Genomic DNA, 18,596 nt, shown 5'->3' on the forward strand with positions numbered 1-18,596 from the left:
GCGCGCGCTCTCAATGCACCAGCAGTACCGGGCGCACGCTCGAATCGAGCGCTTCGCGATCGATATAGCCGATCAGCGCGGGATCGTCGGCGACGGCGCGGCGCACGGCGAGGCTGTCGCGCAGTTCGCGCGGCGGCTGGCCACGGCCGGTGAACACCATCTTCGACCAGTAAGCCTTGAGCAGGGCAGGGGTCTTGCCGGCCACGTTCTGGTAGAAGTGGTCGCGTTCGGGCGAACCGATCGGCTGGTCGAGCGCGGTGGCGACGGTGCCGTCGGGGAAGCGTGCGGCCTGGCCGAGGAAAATGGCCGATACCTGGTCCGGGCGCAATGCGGCGATCGGGCTGCGTGCGGAAACGACGACGACCAGTTCGCCGGCATGGGCAAGTACAGGAAGCAGGAGCAGCGCGCCGGCGGCGAGCAGGCGTGAAATGTAGTTAGCCATGGCGCCCTCAGAACACGAAGTCCAGCGCCAGGCTGGTGACCTGCGCCGTCTGTCCGGAACGGAACTCCGGCTGCAGGTTGTTCATGGTGCCGCGGCTGCCGCTGCGGGGCGTGACACGGTCGTACTGCAGCTTGAGCGCGACGTTCGATGCGAAATCCCAGCGCAGGCCGGTGGTTATCGAGCTCTGCGAGGCAATCGCGTTGAGCATGGTGTCGAGGTAGCTGTTGCCGAGCGCACCGTAGGCGGCGTAGGCCGGCGGCAGGCCGGTCAGGTCCAGCATGGTCGGGCCCGCCGGACGCTTGCCCCAGACGCGCGAAAAGCCCAGGTAAGGGGTGAAGTCGCCATGGCGGACACCGCCGCTGACGTACATCGACTTCATGCGGCCAGGGAAGGCATCCACCTTGGTGTAGCCGGCTTCGCTCATCAGGAACCACTTGCCCGGGTCGTAGCTCAGGCCCACGCTTGCTGCCGTGGCACGCTTGTGCTGCGCTTCCAGGCTCTCCGCGATCTCGGCGCCCTGGGGGCCGAAGGTGCGGACCGCGTCGAACAGTTCCGGGAACAGCGTCATCGTCAGGCGCGCATTCAGGATCGACGCGCGCGCGGTGAACGCGCCGCTTTCGATCGTGTGCGACAGGCCGCTGATGCCGGTGGCGCGCAGGCGCCCGCCGTCGTACAGCGGCATGTCGGTATGGCCCCAGAAGGCCTGGGTGTTGCTGCGCACCGATTCGCCGTTCCAGTGCCAGGTGATATCGACGCCGTCGCTGTTGGTGAACGGCAGGCCGGCATAGACTTCGACCGGGGTGCGCACCCATGGATAAGCGTAGCCGACCTTGCGGTATTCGGCGGCGATGAACATCGGCAGTGCGATGCGGCCCAGGCGCACGGCCAGTTCCGGCGTCGCCTGGTATTTGATGTTGGCCCATTCCAGGCGTGGCTTGTAGGACGCATCCATGCGCTGGTCGGTGACGACCTGCACCACCGCGGACCAGCGCGGGTCGAGCGTCAGGTCGAGCTGGCCGCCCAGCTTGCTGTCGACGTGCGGGCTCACGCTACGGGTGCCGCCGGCGCCGTGACCCTTCAGGGTCCGAGGCAACGAAGTCGGCGTTCTTCTCGGTCGAATGGACGGCACCGATCGTGCCGAAGCCGGACAGTTTCCGGGACGGGGAGGCGGTGGTGTCGGCCGCATGGGCAGCGCCGGTCAGCAGCAGCGCCAGCAGGCTGGCGCATGCGGCGCCGGGAAGGGCGCCGCCAGTCGTTTGAAGCGGGTACATGGTCATGCTTTCATCAAGAATTCGCGGCTGCGCGGGGTTGTTTCCCCGGGGCCGGGCGGGGACAGCCTGGCAACAGGCGGCCGCTGCCAGCCAGGCGGCCGGCAGCGTTCAGTGTCCAGCCCTCCGACTTTAGCGAACGGATGGGTGAAAGTCGATAAATTTACCTGTCAAACCCGTCAATTCGATACCAAACTGTTGTTGTGAGGCAACGACAATTGCTGACTGCTAAGTGGCGCTCCACAGGCGTTCGCCGCCGTGGTCCAGGTGCGTGAGATAGAGGCGCAGGTCGAGTTCGAACTGGTGGTAGTCCGGCTCCATCCAGCAGCACAGCTTGTAGAAGGCCTTGTCGTGCTGCTTTTCCTTCAGGTGCGCCAGCTCGTGGACGGCGATCATGCGCAGGAAGGGGAGCGGAGCGTCGCGGAAGACGCTGGCGATGCGGATCTCGTGCTTGGCCTTGAGCTTGCCGCCCTGGACACGCGAAATCGCCGTATGCAGGCCCAGCGCGTGCTGCACCACATGGATCTTGGTGTCGTAGGCGACCTTGGCGACTGGTTCCGCATTGCGCAGGTAGTCGTCCTTCAGTTCCTGTACGTAGTCATACAGGGCCCGGTCGGTGCGCAGGCCGTGGGCGCGCGGATAACGGCCGCGCAGGAGCGCGCCGAGGCGGCCTTCGGCGAGTAGGCCGGCCGCCTGCTGGCGCAGGGGTTCTGGATAGGCGGTGAGGTAGGGAAGCGCTTGCATAGGCGCGGCAATGTATCACAGCCGCAGCGCTTGCGCGACGGCCCGCTTGCCGCCATGGCGCCGGCCCTGCCTGCTGCTGTTGGCGCTTCCGCAAGGCCGGCAGCCTTGCCTGGCGCAAGGCATGGCAGCCCGAGCCGGGGACGGATACCGGCAACGGGGCGGCGCCTTTTCCTTGCTCGCTTCGCAACAAAGCCCTTACACTGGGCGGTCGAACGTCTGCCGCCCCGGCCGGGAAGGGCGTTCATATTGCCCTGTCTTTTTCTGCAGCGAGAAGCCGCTTGACGATCGAATACCGAACCCAGCCCTTGGCGCCTGCGCTGCTTCTCGAGGAGCTGGCGTTCTATGGCGAGGTGCTTGCCCGTCGGGGCATCGTCACGACGACCGCCATGTTCGGGTGGGACAGCTGTCTCGACATCGACGACATGTGGCAGGACATGCTGGTGCCGACACGGGACCTCGTCGACTGGTTGCTGGCCGCGCAGCAGGCCGGAACGGTGATGGTCGGCAGGTCGGACGTGATCGTCTCGGCCGGAGACTGCACCTTCACCCTGTGCCACGAAAGCGATGTGCACATTGCCGCCGCAGCTGACGCGGCAGAGGAATTCTGGGTGCGCTGGACGGAGGAGGGCTATGCGCCGTATGCCGTTCCGCCGCTTCGGTAAGCTAACCGGGCGACTGCGGTTCGGCTGGGCAGTGCGGGTGGCGCACCGGCTGCCGTCCGGATTGGCACCTGCCGCGCTGGTCGTGGTGCGCCGTCCCATGTGTCGTGCCGATGAAGGCCACGCGTCTCGCATGCACTGTAAGGGACGGATGCAAGACGGTCGCTACTCGCCGCCGGGCATCGGCCGGGCCCGAAATGGCGCGCCCCCATGCGGGATGCGAGACGCGCCAGGGGCGGGCTGTGCAGCCAGCCCTTTACTCCTCCTTGGCCGACTGGCGGTTGCCCCCTTTGCTGCCGCCGTTGCTCGAGCCAGCCGACCCGGCCGAACCACCTGCCGCGCTTGCCGTACGGCTGGCCGACTGCCGGCTCTCGCCACCCTTGCGGCCGATGTCGGCCATGTGGGCACGGTTGCGGCTCACGGCTTCCCCGCCTTTCTGGCCGGCGCGGCGCGCTTCCTCGGAATCGAATTCGTGCGCCGTGCCTTTCTGGTGGGCTGCCTGCCCGCCCTTGCTGGCAATTTCACGCTGCTGGTTCTGGTCCATCGCCGCAAAGCCCCGTTTGGCGGGGCCGCTGCCGCTGCCGCCACCACTTTTTTGCGCGCTGCCGCCGGAACTGCCAGCGCTCTTGCCGTTCTCCTTGCTTGTCGCCATGTCGCTCTCCTGGTTGCCCTGCAGGTGAAGGGAAATGAGCACCGCATTGATGCGCTCGTGCGGTTAGAGACACCACCTGTTCGATAGTTCCGCCTGTTTTGCCGACTCGTCCTCAATCGGGGGCGCGCCGCGCGATGCGCATGCCCTCGCGCGGCGCCATCGCGTCGATCACGCCGCCGGCCGGGTCGATGTCTTCCTCGAGCTGGCGGCGCCGCTCGGCGAGCTTGTGGCCGAGCCGGTCCAGGTCCAGCCCTGCCGCGCGCGCGGCCTCGAACATCTCGCCTTCCTCCCTGGCGACGTGGTGTTCGACTTCCTCGGCCAGTACGGCGACGGTGGCCTCGAAGTGTTCGTCGCCGGGATACATGACCTCGAGCTGGGCGACCAGTTCGCGTACGCCCGCATGCTCGATGTCGGCTTCGTCGACCATCTCGTCGTCGCCGCTCGCCGCACGCAGCGCCGGGTAGAAAATCTCTTCCTCGAGCAGGCCGTGCGTGATCAGCTCGGCGCAGAGCTCGTCGATCAGGCCGGCCTTGCGTTCGTCTTCGTCGTCCATGCCGCGCAGGCGCGCGAAGGCGCCGAACAGCTGGCGGATGCGCTCGTGGTCGGCGCGCAGCAGCGTCAGCGCGTCGGCCGGCCCGTCCGGGCGGGGTGTGCCGGGGTTGCCATGGGACCTCCTTGGTAGGTTGAAAGCTAGGTGGGATTCGTGGCGGTGCCGGCCGTGGCGCGGGCTGCCTGCCAGCCGCCGTCGCTGGCTTCGCGCGCAGGGCCGCGCCGCCCGAGGCAAGCAGGTTCATCAGCTCGGTCTGCCAGTGGCGCCAGTGCTCCAGCGCCGGCTGCGCTTCACGCACCGACACGCCCGTCATCTGGAACGGGTCGCTGCAGGCGCCGAGCTGGCGGCCCAGGTGGATGGCGTCATCAAGCAGCTGGCGCGTGGTGCGCAGGTTCAGGGCGCCGAGCTGGCCGAGCGTCTCGACCGCATGGCGCGTGAGCTGGGTGAGGAACTGCACTTGCGCGTCGAGCTGCGCGTGCAGGGCGGGAGGAGTGGGGAAGGCTTGCATGGATGTCCTTGACGTGAACGAGGGGAGCTCGTCCGCAGGGACCGGCCATGGACGAACGAGCGTCGGTATAGACGCCGTTCGTGCGATGGAGTTCAAGGAGATTGCGCGCGCCTGCGTTTCGGTCAAGCGGGCGTCACATCAGGCCATGCCGCGTGGCGGCATGGCATACCGGCCTCAGGCGTCGGCAACTTTCAGGACCAGCTTGCCGAGGTTCTCGCCCCTGAACAGCATCAGCAGGGTTTGCGGGAACGTCTCGAAGCCTTCGACGATGTGTTCGCGGCTCTTGAAGCTGCCTTCCTGCATCCAGCGCGCGATGGCGGCCACGCCTTCCGGATAGCGGGCAGCGTAGTCGGTCACCAGCATGCCTTCCATGCGTGCGCGGTTCACCAGCAGCGACAGGTAGTTGGCCGGGCCCTTCACGGCACTCGTCGCGTTGTACTGGGAGATGGCGCCGCAGATCACGATGCGGGCTTTCATGTTGATGCGGGTGAGCACGGTGTCGAGGATGTCGCCGCCGACATTGTCGAAGTAGACGTCCACGCCCTGCGGGCAATGCTGCTTCAGGCCGCCGTGCACGTCGCCGGCCTTGTAGTCGATGCAGGCATCGAAACCGAGTTCCTCCACCACGAAGCGGCATTTGTCCGCGCCACCGGCGATGCCGACCACGCGGCAGCCCAGGTGCTTTGCCACCTGGCCGACGGTCATGCCGACCGCGCCGGCCGCGCCCGACACCACCACCGTGTCGCCGGCCTTGGGCTGGCCGACCTCGATCAGGCCAAAGTAGGCCGTCATGCCCGGCATGCCGAGGGCATTGAGCCAGGTCGGCAGGGGCGCCAGCGCCGGATCGACCTTCACCGGGGCGGTGGCCTTGTCGTCGGCAGGACCGGTCCAGAAGCGCTGCACGCCCATCACGCCCATCACGTGGTCGCCGACGGCGAAGCGCGGCGAGCTCGATTCGACGACGACGCCGACGCCGCCGGCGCGCATCACCTCGCCGATGGCGACCGGGCGCACATAGGATTTGCCTTCGTTCATCCAGCCGCGCATGGCCGGGTCGAGCGACAGGTAGAGCAGCTTGACGCGCACTTCGCCGGGCTGCAGATCGGCCAGGGCCGGTGCGGCGCGGCTCCAGTCGCTGTCCTTGGGCATGCCGACCGGGCGGGCGGCAAGCAGGAATTGGTCGTTGGCGGCTTGCGTCATGGGTGTCTCCTTCAGGGATGGTGGAAACGGTGACTATACCGAAAAAATACGGTCGTGCGTTTTTGGTGCCCGATTTTTTGTGGCTGTTTTTGCATGGCTGTTTTTACAAGGCATGCGACAATGCCCGAGCTCCTTCGACTACCATCCCCGCCACCATGACGCATCCGGAATACATCCTGACCCTGTCCTGCCATGACCAGCGCGGCATCGTGCTGCGCGTGGCCGGTTTCCTGGCCGAGCACGGCTGCAACATCATCGATTCGGCCCAGTTCGGCGACCCGGAATCGCAGCTTTTCTTCATGCGCGTGCACTTCGCGCTCGAAGACGCGGGCGTGGCCGATGGCGACCTGCGCGGGGCCTTTGCGGCCTTCTGCGAGGCGAACGCCATGCGCGGCGAGCTGCACGATGCGCATGCCAGGCCGCGCGTGCTGATCATGGTCTCGAAGATCGGCCACTGCCTCAACGACCTGCTGTTCCGCTACAAGAGCGGCCTGCTGCCGGTGGAGATTCCCGCCATCGTGTCGAACCACATGGACTTCTACCAGCTCGCGGCAAGTTACAATATCCCGTTTCACCACTTGCCGCTGGCGGCCGGCGCGCCGGAAGAAGCCAAGCTGGCGCAGGAAGCGCGCATCATCGAGCTGCTCGACATGCACCGCATCGACCTGGTGGTGCTGGCGCGCTACATGCAGATCCTGTCGCCGGGACTGTGCGAGGCCTTGAAGGGGCGGGCGATCAATATCCACCACTCCTTCCTGCCGAGCTTCAAGGGCGCGCGCCCGTATGCCCAGGCGCACCGCCGCGGCGTCAAGCTGATCGGCGCGACGGCCCACTTCGTCACGGGCGACCTTGACGAAGGCCCGATCATCGAGCAGGACGTCGAACGGGTCGATCACGCGATGACGGTCGATGAATTGACCGCCATCGGGCGCGACGTCGAATGCGTGGTGCTGGCGCGCGCGGTCAAGTGGTTCGTGGAACACCGCATTTTGCAAAATGGCGACCGCACGGTCGTTTTTTAATCACTGGGTATTCAAGCATCAATGGCTCTTAAAGCAACCATCTACAAGGCAGACCTGCAGATCGCGGACATGGACCGCAACTACTACGCCGAGCACGGGCTGACGATCGCCCGCCATCCGTCCGAGACCGACGAGCGCGTGATGATCCGCGTGCTGGCCTTTGCCCTGCACGCGAATGAAGCGCTGGGCTTTACCAAGGGCCTGTTCGACACCGACGAGCCCGACCTGTGGCAGAAGGACCTGACCGGCGCCATCGATACCTGGATCGAGATCGGCCAGCCCGACGAGAAGCGCCTGCTGAAGGCCTGCGGGCGCGCCGAGCACGTGGTCGTGTACAGCTACAGCGCCACCAGCCACATCTGGTGGAAAGGCATCGCCAACAAGGTCGAACGCGCACGCAACCTCACCGTGATCAACATTCCGGCCGAGGCGAGTGCGGGACTGGAAAAGCTGGCCAAGCGTGCCATGCAGCTGCAGTGCACGATCCAGGACGGCCAGCTGTGGCTGACCGACAGCGTCGACACCGTACTGGTCGAGCGCGAAGTCTTCAAGGCCGCCGCCTGAGCCGGCCGGCACTATAATCGATCGTCTTTCATCCTCGAGAGTACCCCATGACCCGTTCCGTGATTGCTTTCCTCGCCTGCGCCCTGGCATCGAGCGGCGCACTGGCCCAAGTGAGCGTCCTCGACCCCTGGGTGCGCGCCACCGTGCCGCAGCAAAAGAGCGCGGGCGCCTTCATGCGGGTCCAGTCGACAGCGCCGGCCCGCCTGGTGGGCGTGAGCACGCCCGCGGCCGGACGCGCCGAGATCCACGAGATGGCGATGGAGAACAACACGATGCGCATGCGCCAGGTCGACGCCATCGCGCTGCCGCCCGGTAAGCAAGTGAACCTGGCCTCCGGCGGCTACCACCTGATGTTCTTCGACCTGAAGCGCCAGCTGAAGGAAGGCGAAACCGTGCCCGTGACCCTGGTGGTGGAGGATGCCGCGAAGAAGCGCAGCAGCGTGACGGTGGAGGCGCAGGTGCGGCCGCTGACCTATGTCGCGCCGCAGGTGGGGCAGGGGCACGCGGGACACTAATCGGACCGCGTGGGGTTATCGGGGCCGGGGGCGTCGATAACGTTGGCTACTGTACGATGACTGCGTGGGCACGGGGCGCCCACCCTACGATGATCACGTTGCAGGGTGGGCGCCGCGTGCCCACGCGGTACGTGAACCGACGGCGTTACAGCGGCGCCGCCCCGATTCGCTTCACATCCCCCGACCCCACGGTCGACTTGCTGACGCGCGGGTCGCCGTAGTAATTCACGTCGCCCGAGCCGGCGATCGTGACGGACAACTCGTTGCGCGGCCAGACGGTGGCTTCGCCGGAGCCGGCCACGGTGACGCTGGCGCGGTTCGCGGCGACGCGTCCAAGGTCGACGTCGCCCGAGCCGCCGATCGACACCGTCAGCGCGCCGACCGTGCCGCGGCCGGCCTTCAAGTCGCCGCTGCCGCCGAGCGACACCGCCAGCGACTCGCTTTCCACGCCTTTCAGCTTGATCGAGCCGGAACCGCCGATGTCGACTTCCAGCGCGCGCCCGCGCAGGGCGTCCGACTCGATGTTGCCCGAGCCGCCCAGTGCCAGGCGCTCGATCGCCCGCGCCTGCACCACGACGCGGATCGATGTCGACTGCAGGTTGAGGTTGCGGCGCGCCGGGCGGATCTTCAGGGTATTACCCTCGACAACGGTCTCGAGCAGGGGCAGCAGGTTGTCGTCGGCTTCCACCGTTACGCCTTCGGTGTCGCCGATACGCAGTTCGACGCTGCCCGGCACCGCCAGCGACAGGCCGTTGAAGCTGCCCACCTGGCGGGTCTGCTTGACGATCTTGCCGCTGCCTTGCACCTGCTCGCCGCCCCAGGACCGGGGCGCGCGCCATGGCGGTGGCGGTGTAGGCGGCGCCGGCCAGGCTTGCCGCGATACAGGCGGCCAGCAGGGTGCGGCGGCCGAAGGAGGAAAGCGTGTTCTTGTTCATGGTCGTGTCCTCGTGGTGGTCGATGCTGGCACTGTAGCGCCGGGCCGCGGGCGAGGGCAGGGCTTTGCGACGAAATGCGGGCAAACGCGACCAGGATGCAGCGGACGCGGACAGACTCAGGATCGTCCCGGCACGTCCAGGTAGCCCGGCGGCACGCTTTCCGTCAGCCAGACCCCGTTGTCGGCCTGGTAGAAGCGCAACCCGTCCGCATGCATGGTGGCGGCATCCACGCGCAGGACGACCGGCTTGCCATGGCGCGCGCCCACCTCGACCGCGGTGGCATGGTCGGGCGACAGGTGGACGTGGTGGCGTGAGCCCGGGCGCAGTCCCTCTTCGCGGATGGCGTCGAGGAAGCGGGTGGCCGTGCCGTGGTACAGCTGGGGCGGCGGCACGCTTTCCCTGCCGCAGCTGCACGCTCGTGGTCGAATGCCCCTGCACGGCGCGGATGCGCAGGCCGTCATCGGACACGGCAAAGCGCTTCTTGTCGTTGCTGCGCACGACCTCATCGACCAGGGCACGATCGATGGAGCGCCCGTGGCGGCCCGCCGCCTCGATCAGGGTGGAAACCTCGACCCAGCCTTCGCTGTCGAGGGCGATGCCGATCGCCTGCGGTGCGTGGCGCAGCACGAAGCTCAGGAACTTGCTGGTTTCGACGGCGTGCTTGCTCATCTGTTTTTCGCTCTTGATGTGGACGATTGCGCCATGATAGCTCCGCAGCTGTGCATTCTGACAACAGCGCGCTACGCCGGACCGTGCAGCGGAACGCCACTTCCACTACAATCTTGCCCTTTTGTTTCCGGCAGTCCCCGGTAAGGAAGTGATGTCATGAATGCGGTTTTGTTTCTCCTGGCCTTTTGCGTCGGCATCTTCATCTCGGTGCAAGCGGCGGTCAACAGCCAGCTCGCCAGTGCCCTGCATGCCAATTCGGTGGTCGCGGCCCTGATCTCGTTTTCCGTCGGCACGCTGGTGCTGGCCATTGCCGCCTTTGCCCGCGGCGGCGTCGGCGAAGCCCTGGGCGCCTTGACCCAGCAGCCGCTGTGGAAACTCGGCGGCGGCGTGCTCGGCGCCGCTTTCGTGTTCGGCACCGTGTTCCTGGCGCCACGCATTGGCCTCTTGAACCTGGTGGTGCTGGTGATTGCGGGCCAGCTCATGATGTCGATGGCGATCGATAATTTCGGCCTGGTGCAGATGGCGGTGCGCAAGGTGTCGAACGTGCGCATGGCGGGCGCCCTGGTGGTGGTGGCTGGGGTTGCCCTGACGCTGTTCGGCGACAAGATTGTTGCAGCACTGGGACGTTAAATAATTTCTTTCTTGCAGCTGCAATTTCTGGCGAGCATGGTTTTATAATGATCGGCATTGTCGTAACGACACACTGATCGATCAAGAGCCACGCCAGATGGAATTCCACCAGTCCTCGCAAATCCCCACGCTGTCGTATGTCGAAAACGAAGACCACCCGGTCTTCGGCACCCTGGTCGAGCAGATCCTGCACCTGCTCAACTCGCGCCTGGTGTTTTCCGACGTCATCATCCACCAGAACAGCCCGCTGATGCTGCGCCAGCCGAAAGGCCTGGTTGCCGTCACCGATTCGCCGATCACGCGCGAGGAGCTGGAAGAGTTCTTCGAAGTCATCGAGCCGAACTGGGCCGAACGTATCCTCGACCGCGCCTTCGACCGCTCGATCGACCTGCACACGGCGCGCATCCGCGCCAACTGCTTCAGCTTCCAGGGCAAGAAGCGCCTGGGCTGCGTGATCCGCCGCTTCCCCAAGGAACCGCTGCCACTGGCCGAACTCGGCCTGGACGCCAACGCCCAGGAACTGGCGCGCGCGACCAGCGGCCTGGTCCTGATCATCGGCGACACCTGCCAGGGCAAGTCGACCACGATCGCCTCGATGATCGACGAGATCAACGGCCGCCGCTCGGGCCACATCATCACCATCGAAGATCCCGTCGAGACCCTGATCCCGCAGCGCAAGTGCATCATCACCCAGCGCGAAGTGGGCGTCGACGGCGACGTCGAGAGCTATTACCAGGGGGCGCTGGACGCGCTGCGCGAACGCCCGGACGTGATCATGATCGGCGAAATCCGCGACGCCCGGACGGCCCAGGAAGCACTCGCCCTTGCCGAATCCGGTCCCCTCGTGCTTGCAACTCTTCATGCGCGCTCGACCGAGATGGGCCTGCAGAAGATGCTGCGTCTGCTCGGCAACCTCGATTCCCAGGCCCAGGCGCTGGCACATGCCCTGCGCGGCGTGCTGTGCCAGGCGCTGGTGCCTTCGCTCGATGCCAACCGCTACCACCTGGCCACCGAATGCCTGACCATGAACCCGACGGTGGCGCGCCTGGTCGAAGCGGGCGACCTGGGCGCCGTGCGCGACTACATGAACAGCGGTCGCGACCCTCACAGCCACACGATGAACGTCTCGCTCGAAAAGCTGCTGGCCACCCACCGCATCGGCGTCGACGACGCGCGCGCGGCCACGACCGACCGCATCGGGTTCGCCGACCTGGTATGAAGCCGGCCGCCGTCGCGCTTCCCGCGCCGGGTCAGTAGTCGACCCGCGCGCTCACGCTCGAGATCGCCGAATAGGCGTAGACGCCCACGTACCAGGTGCCGGCCGCCGGGTTACTCAGCGTGCACGACTCCGCGGCGTTGGGCGAATCCGACTTGCAGGCATAGCTGCTGCTGGACGGGAGTTGTCCCTTGCTGACGAACATGTCGGGGTCGCCGCCGGCGCCGCTGATGCCGAAGGTCAGGCTGGACTTGCCGGCGGGGACCTCGACCTGGAAGTACTGCCAGCTGCCAGCGGCTGCGCTCTTGCCGCTCGTCCAGGCGCCGTCCGTCAGCACCGGATACGCGCTACCGGTGCCACTGCCGGTCAGGGTGCCTTTCATGCCAAACCAGCCCAGCGAGGAATAATTCGAAAAGCCGTTCGCGGGCGTGCCCTCGGCGCCGCCGCGCACGACCAGGCGGTAGCTGCCGGCTGGCAGCGAGAGGTTGGTGAACTGCGCCGAGCGGTTCACCGACAGGTTGCTCGTCGCCACCGCCACATTCGCGGCGTTGTAGATCGTTGCCGAGACGTCGAGCATGCGCAGGTATTCGAGCGGGTCGATTCGCAGGTTCAGCGTCGACACGCCCGTGGTGGTGAAGGTGAAGGTGTCGGTGTCGGTGTTACGCTCGATCTGCCCGAAGTTGCGGGCCGGGTCGATGGCGCCGCCGCTGCCAAGGACGAGCGCGCGCCCGTTCGGATTGTCGTCGGCCATGTAGGGAACGCTCTCGACGGTGGTCATGCGGTACAGGTCGTCTTCGCGGTTCGTCGCCGTCGAATACTCGCCCCGGCTCCAGGTGAACAGCTGGTTGGGCCAGTAGGCGCCCATCCAGTAATTGCCCATGATCGGACCCCACTGGTAGGCTGCGATGCCCTCGAAATATTCGCCACCGGTGCCGCCCCCGTCGTGGCCCATGCCCATCTGGTGGCCGATTTCATGGGCGCCGGTCATGCCGATGCCGTAGCCGTAGTCGAAGCCGGCGCTCGGGTTGCGGTAGAGCGTGCCCGCGGTGGTGGAACCGAAGGAATTGAGCGGCGCGAACGAGCGGCCGTCCTGGTTGACGAAGTTGATGATGCCGGTACGCAGCACATTCGCTGCGCGCGCCGCATCGTAGACGGCGCGGCTGGTGGTCACGTTCAGGTTCAGCATCGAGTACTGGTCGGCAACCGATTGCCAGGCGCGGTACATGTTTTCCCTGGTGACGCCGTTGAGCGGCGTGGAGCCGCTCATCACAGCGGCGGTATTCAGGTAAAACACATACGGGCTGCCGGGTTTGCTTTGCAGCTGCAGCACATCCTGGTTCTGGTAGGGGCCGATATGCGGCGCCTGGCGCAGCGCCATCGGGCTGTAGACCGGGTGCGGCACGGCCGCCGTGGGCCTGACGATCGAATCGGGCACCTTGAAATCCGGATCGAAGTCCGGAACGATTTTCTTGATGTCGACTTCGGTCAGCCAGACCTTGCCCGCCGCATCGGTGGTGTATTCGAAAGCCTGTTTCGTATCGTACTTGAGCAGGTAGCCATAGATTTTCTTCTTGCTCCCTTTCAGCATGAAAGCGGAATGCGGCGTATCGATCGCCGTACCCGAAATCGATACCACGCCGTCTTTCTCGAAATAGTCGCGGATGTTTGCCGCGACGGTTTTTCCATTCATCGAATGGGCGACCATCGAGCGGCTATTCGCGCGCTGCGCGGCGAAACCCTTGATGACGGTGTCCACCGTGCCGATTTCCACACCGCGCGCCGGGCTGGCGGCGGGTGCCTGGGCAAATGCGGCGCCCGAGGCGAGAGCGGCGGCAAGGGGCAGGATAAAATGAGGTGCCATGTCTTTTCCGATATATTTATTTATATTGAGTAATAGTTTTCGCATCCCACAAGTTGGCGGAATGATCGGGTGTCAAAACCGATGGCACGACATTAAAGCTGAGATTGCATTTGAGGCAATGCGATTTGGGCGAAACGCGCGCATTCCAGGGGGCGACATTGCGCCTGTCGCCAGGCCAAATGAAATTTGCCTCCAGCGCGGCGGGTCAATGTATTTACCGGAAATAATTCGTACGGCTGGGCTTCAATTATCCAGTCGGAAAAATTTCCGTTTATTATTTTGTTGTATCCAAAGAAATTCGTTGGCTCGATTCCACAGCCCTTGGCCAAATGGCGACACGACTCGTTTCTAGGTGGCACGGAGTCGATTCGGCATGCATCGGATATTGCTGTGGCGGCGCTTATCGCATCTCGCGCCCGGCCAGCCGCCGCCGGGCTTGCCGCTCCGGTGTGTCGCCCAGCGGCAGCAGCGGCGCCAGCCGCGTGAGCAGGCGCACCAGTGCCGCTTCACCGCGACGCAGTCCCTGACCGCGCAATTGCGGCAGTGAAGCCACCGGCCTTGGGACGATCGCGACCGCCGCGCGGACCAGCAGCCGTTGCAGCGGCCGCAGGAGAGGGGGCACGATGGGCGCCTCGTTCATGATCCGCAGGAATTCGAGCAGGATGGCGGAACCCTCGAGCCGCGGCGCGGTGGCGCCGAGCAGCGCATCCCATCCGGCCCAGGACTGGGGCACGCCTGTCGCGCCATACAGCCGCGCCGAGGGCTGGGCCTCGACGAAGGCGCGGTCTTTCTCGGCCGCGCTCAAAGGCGCCGCGTAGCGATGATAGGCCTCGATGAATCCAAAGACGGCGGTGGCCTGCACCCAGTCGAGCAGGCGCGGGTCGTTGGCGTGGTAGGGCAGGCCGTCAGGGGTGCTGCCTTCGATCCGCCCATGCACGCGCACCACACGGGCGATCAACTGTTCCGCAGCCGAACGCGGCCCGTAGACGGTCATCATGGCGGCAAAGCCGGTGCGGCGCAGGCGCATGCCGGGGTCGCGCTGGAAGCCGCCCTTGTCCCAGACACCCGAACGCACCGAAGGCTCCGCCAGTTCCAGCAGCACCGCGGCCACGCCGCCGATGAAGAGCACCAGCGGATTGGCGAACACACGCCAGGACACGCCGTCGGCCGGCGCCAGCGCCGGTTCGCCGGGCGGCTGCCTGAAGTCGAAGGCCATGCCCGGCGGCGGCTGCATCAGTTCCCGTATCGTCTTCCACATCGTCGCCTTCCTTCGGTAGCGCGTCCGCATGCTGGCGGGCGTCGGCGAGCACCGCGCCTTGCAGGCCGGCGGCCTGCCGGCACCCGGTCAGTCCAGCGGTACGCTGCGGTAGCGGTTCACTTCCGCGCTCGACACGGGGGCGGCGGCATTGCCCCAACTCGTGCGCAGGTAGGTCACGAGCGTCGCCACTTCGGTGTCATCCGGGTGTGGCTGAACGGGGCATGCCGTAGGGACGCGGATTGCCGGCGGTGCCGGGCGGGAAGCCGCCGTTCAGGATCACACGGATCGCGTTCACCGGTTCGGCCAGGGTCAGCGCGCGGTTGCCGGCCAGCGCAGGGTAGGGGCCTTGCCCTCGCCGCGGGCGCCGTGGCAGCTGGCGCAATGCTGGCGATACAGTTCGGCGCCGGCCTGCAGCACGGCCTGCGGTGCCGGCGTGTACGCGGGTGGCGCGGGGTTCTTCTCCGCCGGGAGCGACTTCAGGTAGAGCGCCATCGCACGCAAGTCCGCGCCCGTCATGTGCTGCAGGCTTTGCTGGACCACTTCGGCCATGGGCCCGGTCACGCCGGCGCCGGGTGCGACCCCGGTTCCCAGCAATTGCACGATGTGTTCGACGCTGCGCCCGCCCAGGCCCGCTTCGGCGTTCGAGGTCAGCGACGGCGCGTACCAGCCGAGCATCGGAATCAGGCCGCCGCCGAGCGTGTTGCCGGTGGCGCCCAGGCGGTTGCGCGTGCTGTGGCAGGCACTGCAATGTCCCAGGCCCTCGACCAGGTAGGCGCCGCGGTTCCAGGCGGCGCCCTGCCTGCCATCGCTTTGCTGCACGCCCGGCTTGAAATACAGCAGGCGCCAGCCGGCCAGGGTGATCTGCTGGTTGTAGGGGAAGCGCAGATCGTGCGGCGTGTTCGGCTGGCGTACCGGCGGCAGGCTGCGCAGGTAGGAGAACAGGGCATCCGAATCGGCGCGCGTGACCTTCGTGTAGTTCGTGTAGGGGAAGGCCGGGTAGAGCAGGCGGCCGTCGCGCGACTTGCCGTTGTGCAGGGCGCGCCAGAAATCGTCGGCGCTCCACTTGCCGATGCCGGTAGTGGATTCCGGCGTGATGTTGGGCGCATGCAGGCGGCCGAAGGGCGTGTCAAGCACGCGTCCGCCGGCATAGGGCGCGCCGCCGCGTGCCGTGTGGCAGGCCATGCAGTCGCCGGCGCGGGCAAGGTAGGCGCCACGGGCGATGTTGACGGAGGTGGGGGCGTGGTCGGCGGGCGAAGCCGAGGCGATGAATTCCTCGCGCGGCCAGGCCAGTGCGATCACGAGTGCGGCCAGCAGCGCCGCGGCAGCCAGCACCAGGAGGGCGCGGCGCTTCATGGCAGGCTCCCGCAGGCCAGTGGCAGCGGTGCGGCCGGGTGCTCGGCCGGACGCGCGTCGGGCGGCGTCGGCTGGGTGGCGAGCCAGGCCGAGATGGCGGCGACGTCGCCCGGCGCCAGGCGTTCGGCGATGGTGGCCATGCAGTCGGGCGCGTGCGCGCGGCGCACCCCCGTTGCGCCAGGCGCCGAACTGGGCGTTGACGTAGTCGCGCGGCAAATTCAGCAAGCCCGGGATGGTGGGCGCGACGCCCGTCAGGCGCTCGCCGTGGCAGGCGATGCAGGCCGGCACCTTGAGGGCGGCATCGCCCTGGCGCACGAGGCGCTGGCCGCGCTCGAGCACGGCGGCAGGAACGGCGCTTGGGGCCGGCGCGGGCACGGGGGATGCTGGTTCGAAAAGTAGTCGGCGATTTCGAGCAGGTAGGGGTCGGGCAGGTGATCGACCATCCAGGTCATCAAGGGGTACTGGCGCCGGCCTTCGCGGAAGTTGAGAAGCTGGTTGTACAGGTAGCCCGAGGGTTTTCCGGCGATGCGCGGGAAGTACTCGCCGCGCGCGCGGGTGCCGGCGCCATCCTTGGGGGCATGGCAGGCGATGCAGGCGGCCACGCGCTGTTCGATCGTGTCCGGCACGGGGCGGCGACCCGCCGGCTTGCGCGGCGGCCGGCGCCGGCAGGGTGCAAGCGAGCAGGAGGGCGACGAAAGAAGAAAGGAGGAAGCGGGCAAAGCGTGGCGCTGCGGCTGGCGGCATACCGGTGTCCAGGTTGTCAAAAGTCGGCAAATGCCGGAATGATAACCCAAGCGCGAATGAGGCCAGGCAGCGCTCAGGCAGCGGGCGGGTTGGCGCGCCAGTGGCGGTAGATGCGCAGCGCCACGTGGGCGTCGTCGGCCGCGTACAGGATCTGCTTTTCGGACAGGCGCGGCAAGGCCCAGTTGGTGGTGGTGATGCGTTTCGACTTCTGCAGGCGCTGGCCGAAATGGCGCTCGACCGCCGTCCTGGCGCCGAGCGTGTTGCGCTCGCCGCGGCGGCGCAGGGCCGTCGACAGGTCGAGCACGTTGTTGGCCTCGATGCCGAGTTTGCTGCGCAGGCGACGCAGGTCGTCGCCCAGGCCAAAGCCCACCTTCAGGATGCTTGCGGACTCGAGCACCGGACGCAGCACCGTCAGCGCCGTGGCGGCGTCGGCGCCGATCTGGAACAGCCAGGCGGTGTCGTCCGTTGCCAGCTGCACCAGGTGCGGGCCCGTGGATTCCTCGCCCTTGGCGAAAGTGGGTTTCGACTCGGTGTCGAAGCCGATGACATCGGCCTGCGAGAGCGCCGCCAGCGCGGCCGCGGCGTCCTCGCCGGACTTGACCAGGCGCACGTCGGCCATTGCGATGCCCGCGTACGGGGGCAGCGCGTCTTCCGGCACGGAATTCATCGACAAGGCGGCTTCGACAAGGGCAGGTGGCGCCAGCTCAGCCGCGCGAGAACTTCGAGGCCAGCTGCTGCAGCTTTTCCTGGCGCAGGCGGGCCGCCTCCGCTTCGGCGGCGGCGGCTTTCTCGGCCTTCTTGCGCTCGGCTTCTTTCTTGAAGCGCTGCTGCAATTGTTCCTTCGCATGCAGGCGATGGGTGTCGGTCACTTCGGCACCGGCCACACCGTCGAGGTCGTAGCGCACGGTGCCCTTTTCCATCGCGCGCAGGTAGCGCATCGAGCCGGTGTGGATGCCCAGGGCTGCGCGCATGGTCTTGCGGTCCAGGCCAGGGATGCGCGACAGCAGTTGCTTGTCGATGCCGATGGACAGCGGCAGGCAGTCGCGGAAAGCCGGGAATTGCTGCTGCAGCTGCTTGAGCAGGGCACGCGCCGAGGTCGGCGCCGCCGGGGCGGCTTCCGGACCGGCGCGCCGGCAGCGGTGTCGCTGGACGATTCGGCCGGCGATGCGGTGGCCGACACATCGGTCGGCTCGCTGCTTGCCGCGCTGTTCGGGGTCTCGGCTGGGGAAGGGGTGGTGGCGTCGACGGACTCGGCGGCAGGACTAATGGTGTTCATTGACTTCATGGTAATAACAGGAATCCGAAGGATAGCATGCTGGCCCGCACTAGTGCGCTGCCAATCGTGTGACTTCCACTGAGGATGGCCGGGTGACCGGGCGTTGTCATTGCTGCACTGCGCCGCCGGCCGCGAAATCGTGTATGATCCGCCTCTTGCCCTGCGCCCGGCTTGCGTGCGCGCAGACGGACGGAAGAGGTGTTCGTGGACTGAAGGGCAACAATATGTGGTTTGCTTATATCCATTATCGGATATATCAATTATCACCGATTCTTGCTTTAAGGCATAATGCTGCCTGTCCCATCTTTTGATCCGACAGAGACAATGCAAGCCCGTTTCGAGCCAACGGGCTTTTTTCGTTCCGACATGACCACCGCGATATTGATCCTTGCACATCGAAGCCTTGCCAGTCACACACCCGGCCACGCCTGGTGTTTTTGCAGGCTCGGTGCGCTTGATTTGCGGCTTGTCCGCCCTTAGCTAGGGCCATCCCGTTTCTTTTCCCCCCGGCCCATGCGGGCCATGGTGAA

General features: G+C 66.5%; 19 protein-coding genes and 4 pseudogenes. 7 read left to right on the plus strand and 16 right to left on the minus strand.

Annotated elements, in window-relative coordinates; translation table 11 throughout:
• Window positions 1-10: 10 nt before the first annotated feature.
• The 4 genes from G4G28_RS08945 to G4G28_RS08960 form a co-directional block, all read right to left on the minus strand.
• Complete coding sequence (locus tag G4G28_RS08945) at window positions 11-442, minus strand: phosphate ABC transporter substrate-binding protein (RefSeq protein WP_182987998.1); 432 nt, start codon at window positions 440-442, stop codon at window positions 11-13.
• Window positions 443-449: 7 nt separating this feature from the next.
• Window positions 450-1,490 (minus strand): hypothetical protein, encoded by a 1,041-nt coding sequence (locus G4G28_RS08950; protein ID WP_182987999.1) that lies wholly within the window; start codon window positions 1,488-1,490, stop codon window positions 450-452.
• Window position 1,491: 1 nt separating this feature from the next.
• Complete coding sequence (locus tag G4G28_RS08955) at window positions 1,492-1,713, minus strand: hypothetical protein (RefSeq protein WP_183108260.1); 222 nt, start codon at window positions 1,711-1,713, stop codon at window positions 1,492-1,494.
• A 225-nt stretch (window positions 1,714-1,938) separates the two neighbouring features.
• On the minus strand, window positions 1,939-2,454 hold the full coding sequence (locus G4G28_RS08960; protein WP_183108261.1) for a YgjP-like metallopeptidase domain-containing protein: 516 nt from the start codon (window positions 2,452-2,454) through the stop codon (window positions 1,939-1,941).
• A gap of 278 nt (window positions 2,455-2,732) precedes the next feature.
• On the opposite strand from G4G28_RS08960, the gene G4G28_RS08965 reads away from it, so the two are divergent.
• A complete protein-coding gene (locus tag G4G28_RS08965) occupies window positions 2,733-3,116 on the plus strand; it encodes a hypothetical protein (RefSeq protein ID WP_182988001.1) in 384 nt (127 codons plus the stop codon).
• A gap of 253 nt (window positions 3,117-3,369) precedes the next feature.
• On the opposite strand, the gene G4G28_RS08970 is transcribed toward G4G28_RS08965, so the two are convergent.
• From G4G28_RS08970 to G4G28_RS08985, 4 genes and pseudogenes are all read right to left on the minus strand, one after another.
• Window positions 3,370-3,765, minus strand: coding sequence for a KGG domain-containing protein (locus G4G28_RS08970; RefSeq protein ID WP_202033615.1), 396 nt, complete (start codon window positions 3,763-3,765; stop codon window positions 3,370-3,372).
• A 112-nt stretch (window positions 3,766-3,877) separates the two neighbouring features.
• Window positions 3,878-4,387, minus strand: a complete 510-nt coding sequence (locus G4G28_RS08975; RefSeq protein WP_229508067.1) for a hemerythrin domain-containing protein — start codon at window positions 4,385-4,387, stop codon at window positions 3,878-3,880.
• Window positions 4,388-4,589: 202 nt separating this feature from the next.
• Window positions 4,590-4,823 (minus strand): annotated as a pseudogene (locus tag G4G28_RS28945) (phasin family protein); the annotation flags it as partial.
• Between the two features lie 174 nt (window positions 4,824-4,997).
• Window positions 4,998-6,023, minus strand: coding sequence for an NADP-dependent oxidoreductase (locus tag G4G28_RS08985; RefSeq protein ID WP_182988002.1), 1,026 nt, complete (start codon window positions 6,021-6,023; stop codon window positions 4,998-5,000).
• Window positions 6,024-6,178: 155 nt separating this feature from the next.
• On the opposite strand from G4G28_RS08985, the gene purU reads away from it, so the two are divergent.
• The 3 genes from purU to G4G28_RS09000 are packed head-to-tail and all read left to right on the plus strand — an operon-like array spanning window position 6,179 to window position 8,124.
• On the plus strand, window positions 6,179-7,045 hold the full coding sequence (gene purU / locus G4G28_RS08990; protein WP_182988003.1) for a formyltetrahydrofolate deformylase: 867 nt from the start codon (window positions 6,179-6,181) through the stop codon (window positions 7,043-7,045).
• 21 nt (window positions 7,046-7,066) lie between these two features.
• On the plus strand, window positions 7,067-7,609 hold the full coding sequence (locus tag G4G28_RS08995) for a YaeQ family protein (protein ID WP_182988004.1): 543 nt from the start codon (window positions 7,067-7,069) through the stop codon (window positions 7,607-7,609).
• A 47-nt stretch (window positions 7,610-7,656) separates the two neighbouring features.
• Window positions 7,657-8,124 (plus strand): copper chaperone PCu(A)C, encoded by a 468-nt coding sequence (locus tag G4G28_RS09000; protein ID WP_182988005.1) that lies wholly within the window; start codon window positions 7,657-7,659, stop codon window positions 8,122-8,124.
• A 145-nt stretch (window positions 8,125-8,269) separates the two neighbouring features.
• On the opposite strand, the gene G4G28_RS09005 is transcribed toward G4G28_RS09000, so the two are convergent.
• Window positions 8,270-8,929: a head GIN domain-containing protein gene (locus G4G28_RS09005; RefSeq protein WP_183108262.1), complete on the minus strand. Its 660-nt coding sequence runs from the start codon at window positions 8,927-8,929 to the stop codon at window positions 8,270-8,272.
• Between the two features lie 246 nt (window positions 8,930-9,175).
• Window positions 9,176-9,728, minus strand: a pseudogene (locus G4G28_RS28950) (RNA 2'-phosphotransferase).
• A 156-nt stretch (window positions 9,729-9,884) separates the two neighbouring features.
• On the opposite strand from G4G28_RS28950, the gene G4G28_RS09015 reads away from it, so the two are divergent.
• Window positions 9,885-10,358, plus strand: a complete 474-nt coding sequence (locus tag G4G28_RS09015) for a DMT family transporter (protein ID WP_182988008.1) — start codon at window positions 9,885-9,887, stop codon at window positions 10,356-10,358.
• A 97-nt stretch (window positions 10,359-10,455) separates the two neighbouring features.
• The gene (locus G4G28_RS09020) at window positions 10,456-11,577 is read left to right on the plus strand and encodes a type IV pilus twitching motility protein PilT (protein ID WP_182988009.1); all 1,122 of its coding nucleotides are present in this window, start codon (window positions 10,456-10,458) and stop codon (window positions 11,575-11,577) included.
• Between the two features lie 31 nt (window positions 11,578-11,608).
• Here G4G28_RS09020 and G4G28_RS09025 read toward each other — a convergent pair whose 3' ends face one another.
• The 6 genes and pseudogenes from G4G28_RS09025 to G4G28_RS09050 form a co-directional block, all read right to left on the minus strand.
• The gene (locus tag G4G28_RS09025; RefSeq protein WP_182988010.1) at window positions 11,609-13,435 is read right to left on the minus strand and encodes a PPC domain-containing protein; all 1,827 of its coding nucleotides are present in this window, start codon (window positions 13,433-13,435) and stop codon (window positions 11,609-11,611) included.
• 400 nt (window positions 13,436-13,835) lie between these two features.
• A complete protein-coding gene (locus G4G28_RS09030; protein ID WP_183108263.1) occupies window positions 13,836-14,693 on the minus strand; it encodes an oxygenase MpaB family protein in 858 nt (285 codons plus the stop codon).
• Window positions 14,694-14,780: 87 nt separating this feature from the next.
• A pseudogene (locus tag G4G28_RS09035) lies at window positions 14,781-16,046 on the minus strand (cytochrome c).
• Window positions 16,043-16,672: pseudogene (locus G4G28_RS09040) on the minus strand (cytochrome c). The pseudogenes G4G28_RS09035 and G4G28_RS09040 overlap by 4 nt, the downstream one beginning before the upstream one ends.
• A gap of 191 nt (window positions 16,673-16,863) precedes the next feature.
• Window positions 16,864-17,457, minus strand: a complete 594-nt coding sequence (locus G4G28_RS09045; protein WP_183108453.1) for a 3'-5' exonuclease — start codon at window positions 17,455-17,457, stop codon at window positions 16,864-16,866.
• A gap of 37 nt (window positions 17,458-17,494) precedes the next feature.
• A complete protein-coding gene (locus tag G4G28_RS09050; RefSeq protein ID WP_374039794.1) occupies window positions 17,495-17,827 on the minus strand; it encodes a ProQ/FINO family protein in 333 nt (110 codons plus the stop codon).
• Here G4G28_RS09050 and G4G28_RS28955 point away from each other — a divergent pair.
• Window positions 17,738-18,148 (plus strand): hypothetical protein, encoded by a 411-nt coding sequence (locus G4G28_RS28955; protein ID WP_374039778.1) that lies wholly within the window; start codon window positions 17,738-17,740, stop codon window positions 18,146-18,148. The two genes, G4G28_RS09050 and G4G28_RS28955, sit on opposite strands and share 90 nt — an antisense overlap.
• Window positions 18,149-18,596 lie beyond the last annotated feature (448 nt).

Source organism: Massilia sp. Dwa41.01b, from assembly GCF_014171775.1.
Taxonomy (GTDB): domain Bacteria; phylum Pseudomonadota; class Gammaproteobacteria; order Burkholderiales; family Burkholderiaceae_D; genus Telluria.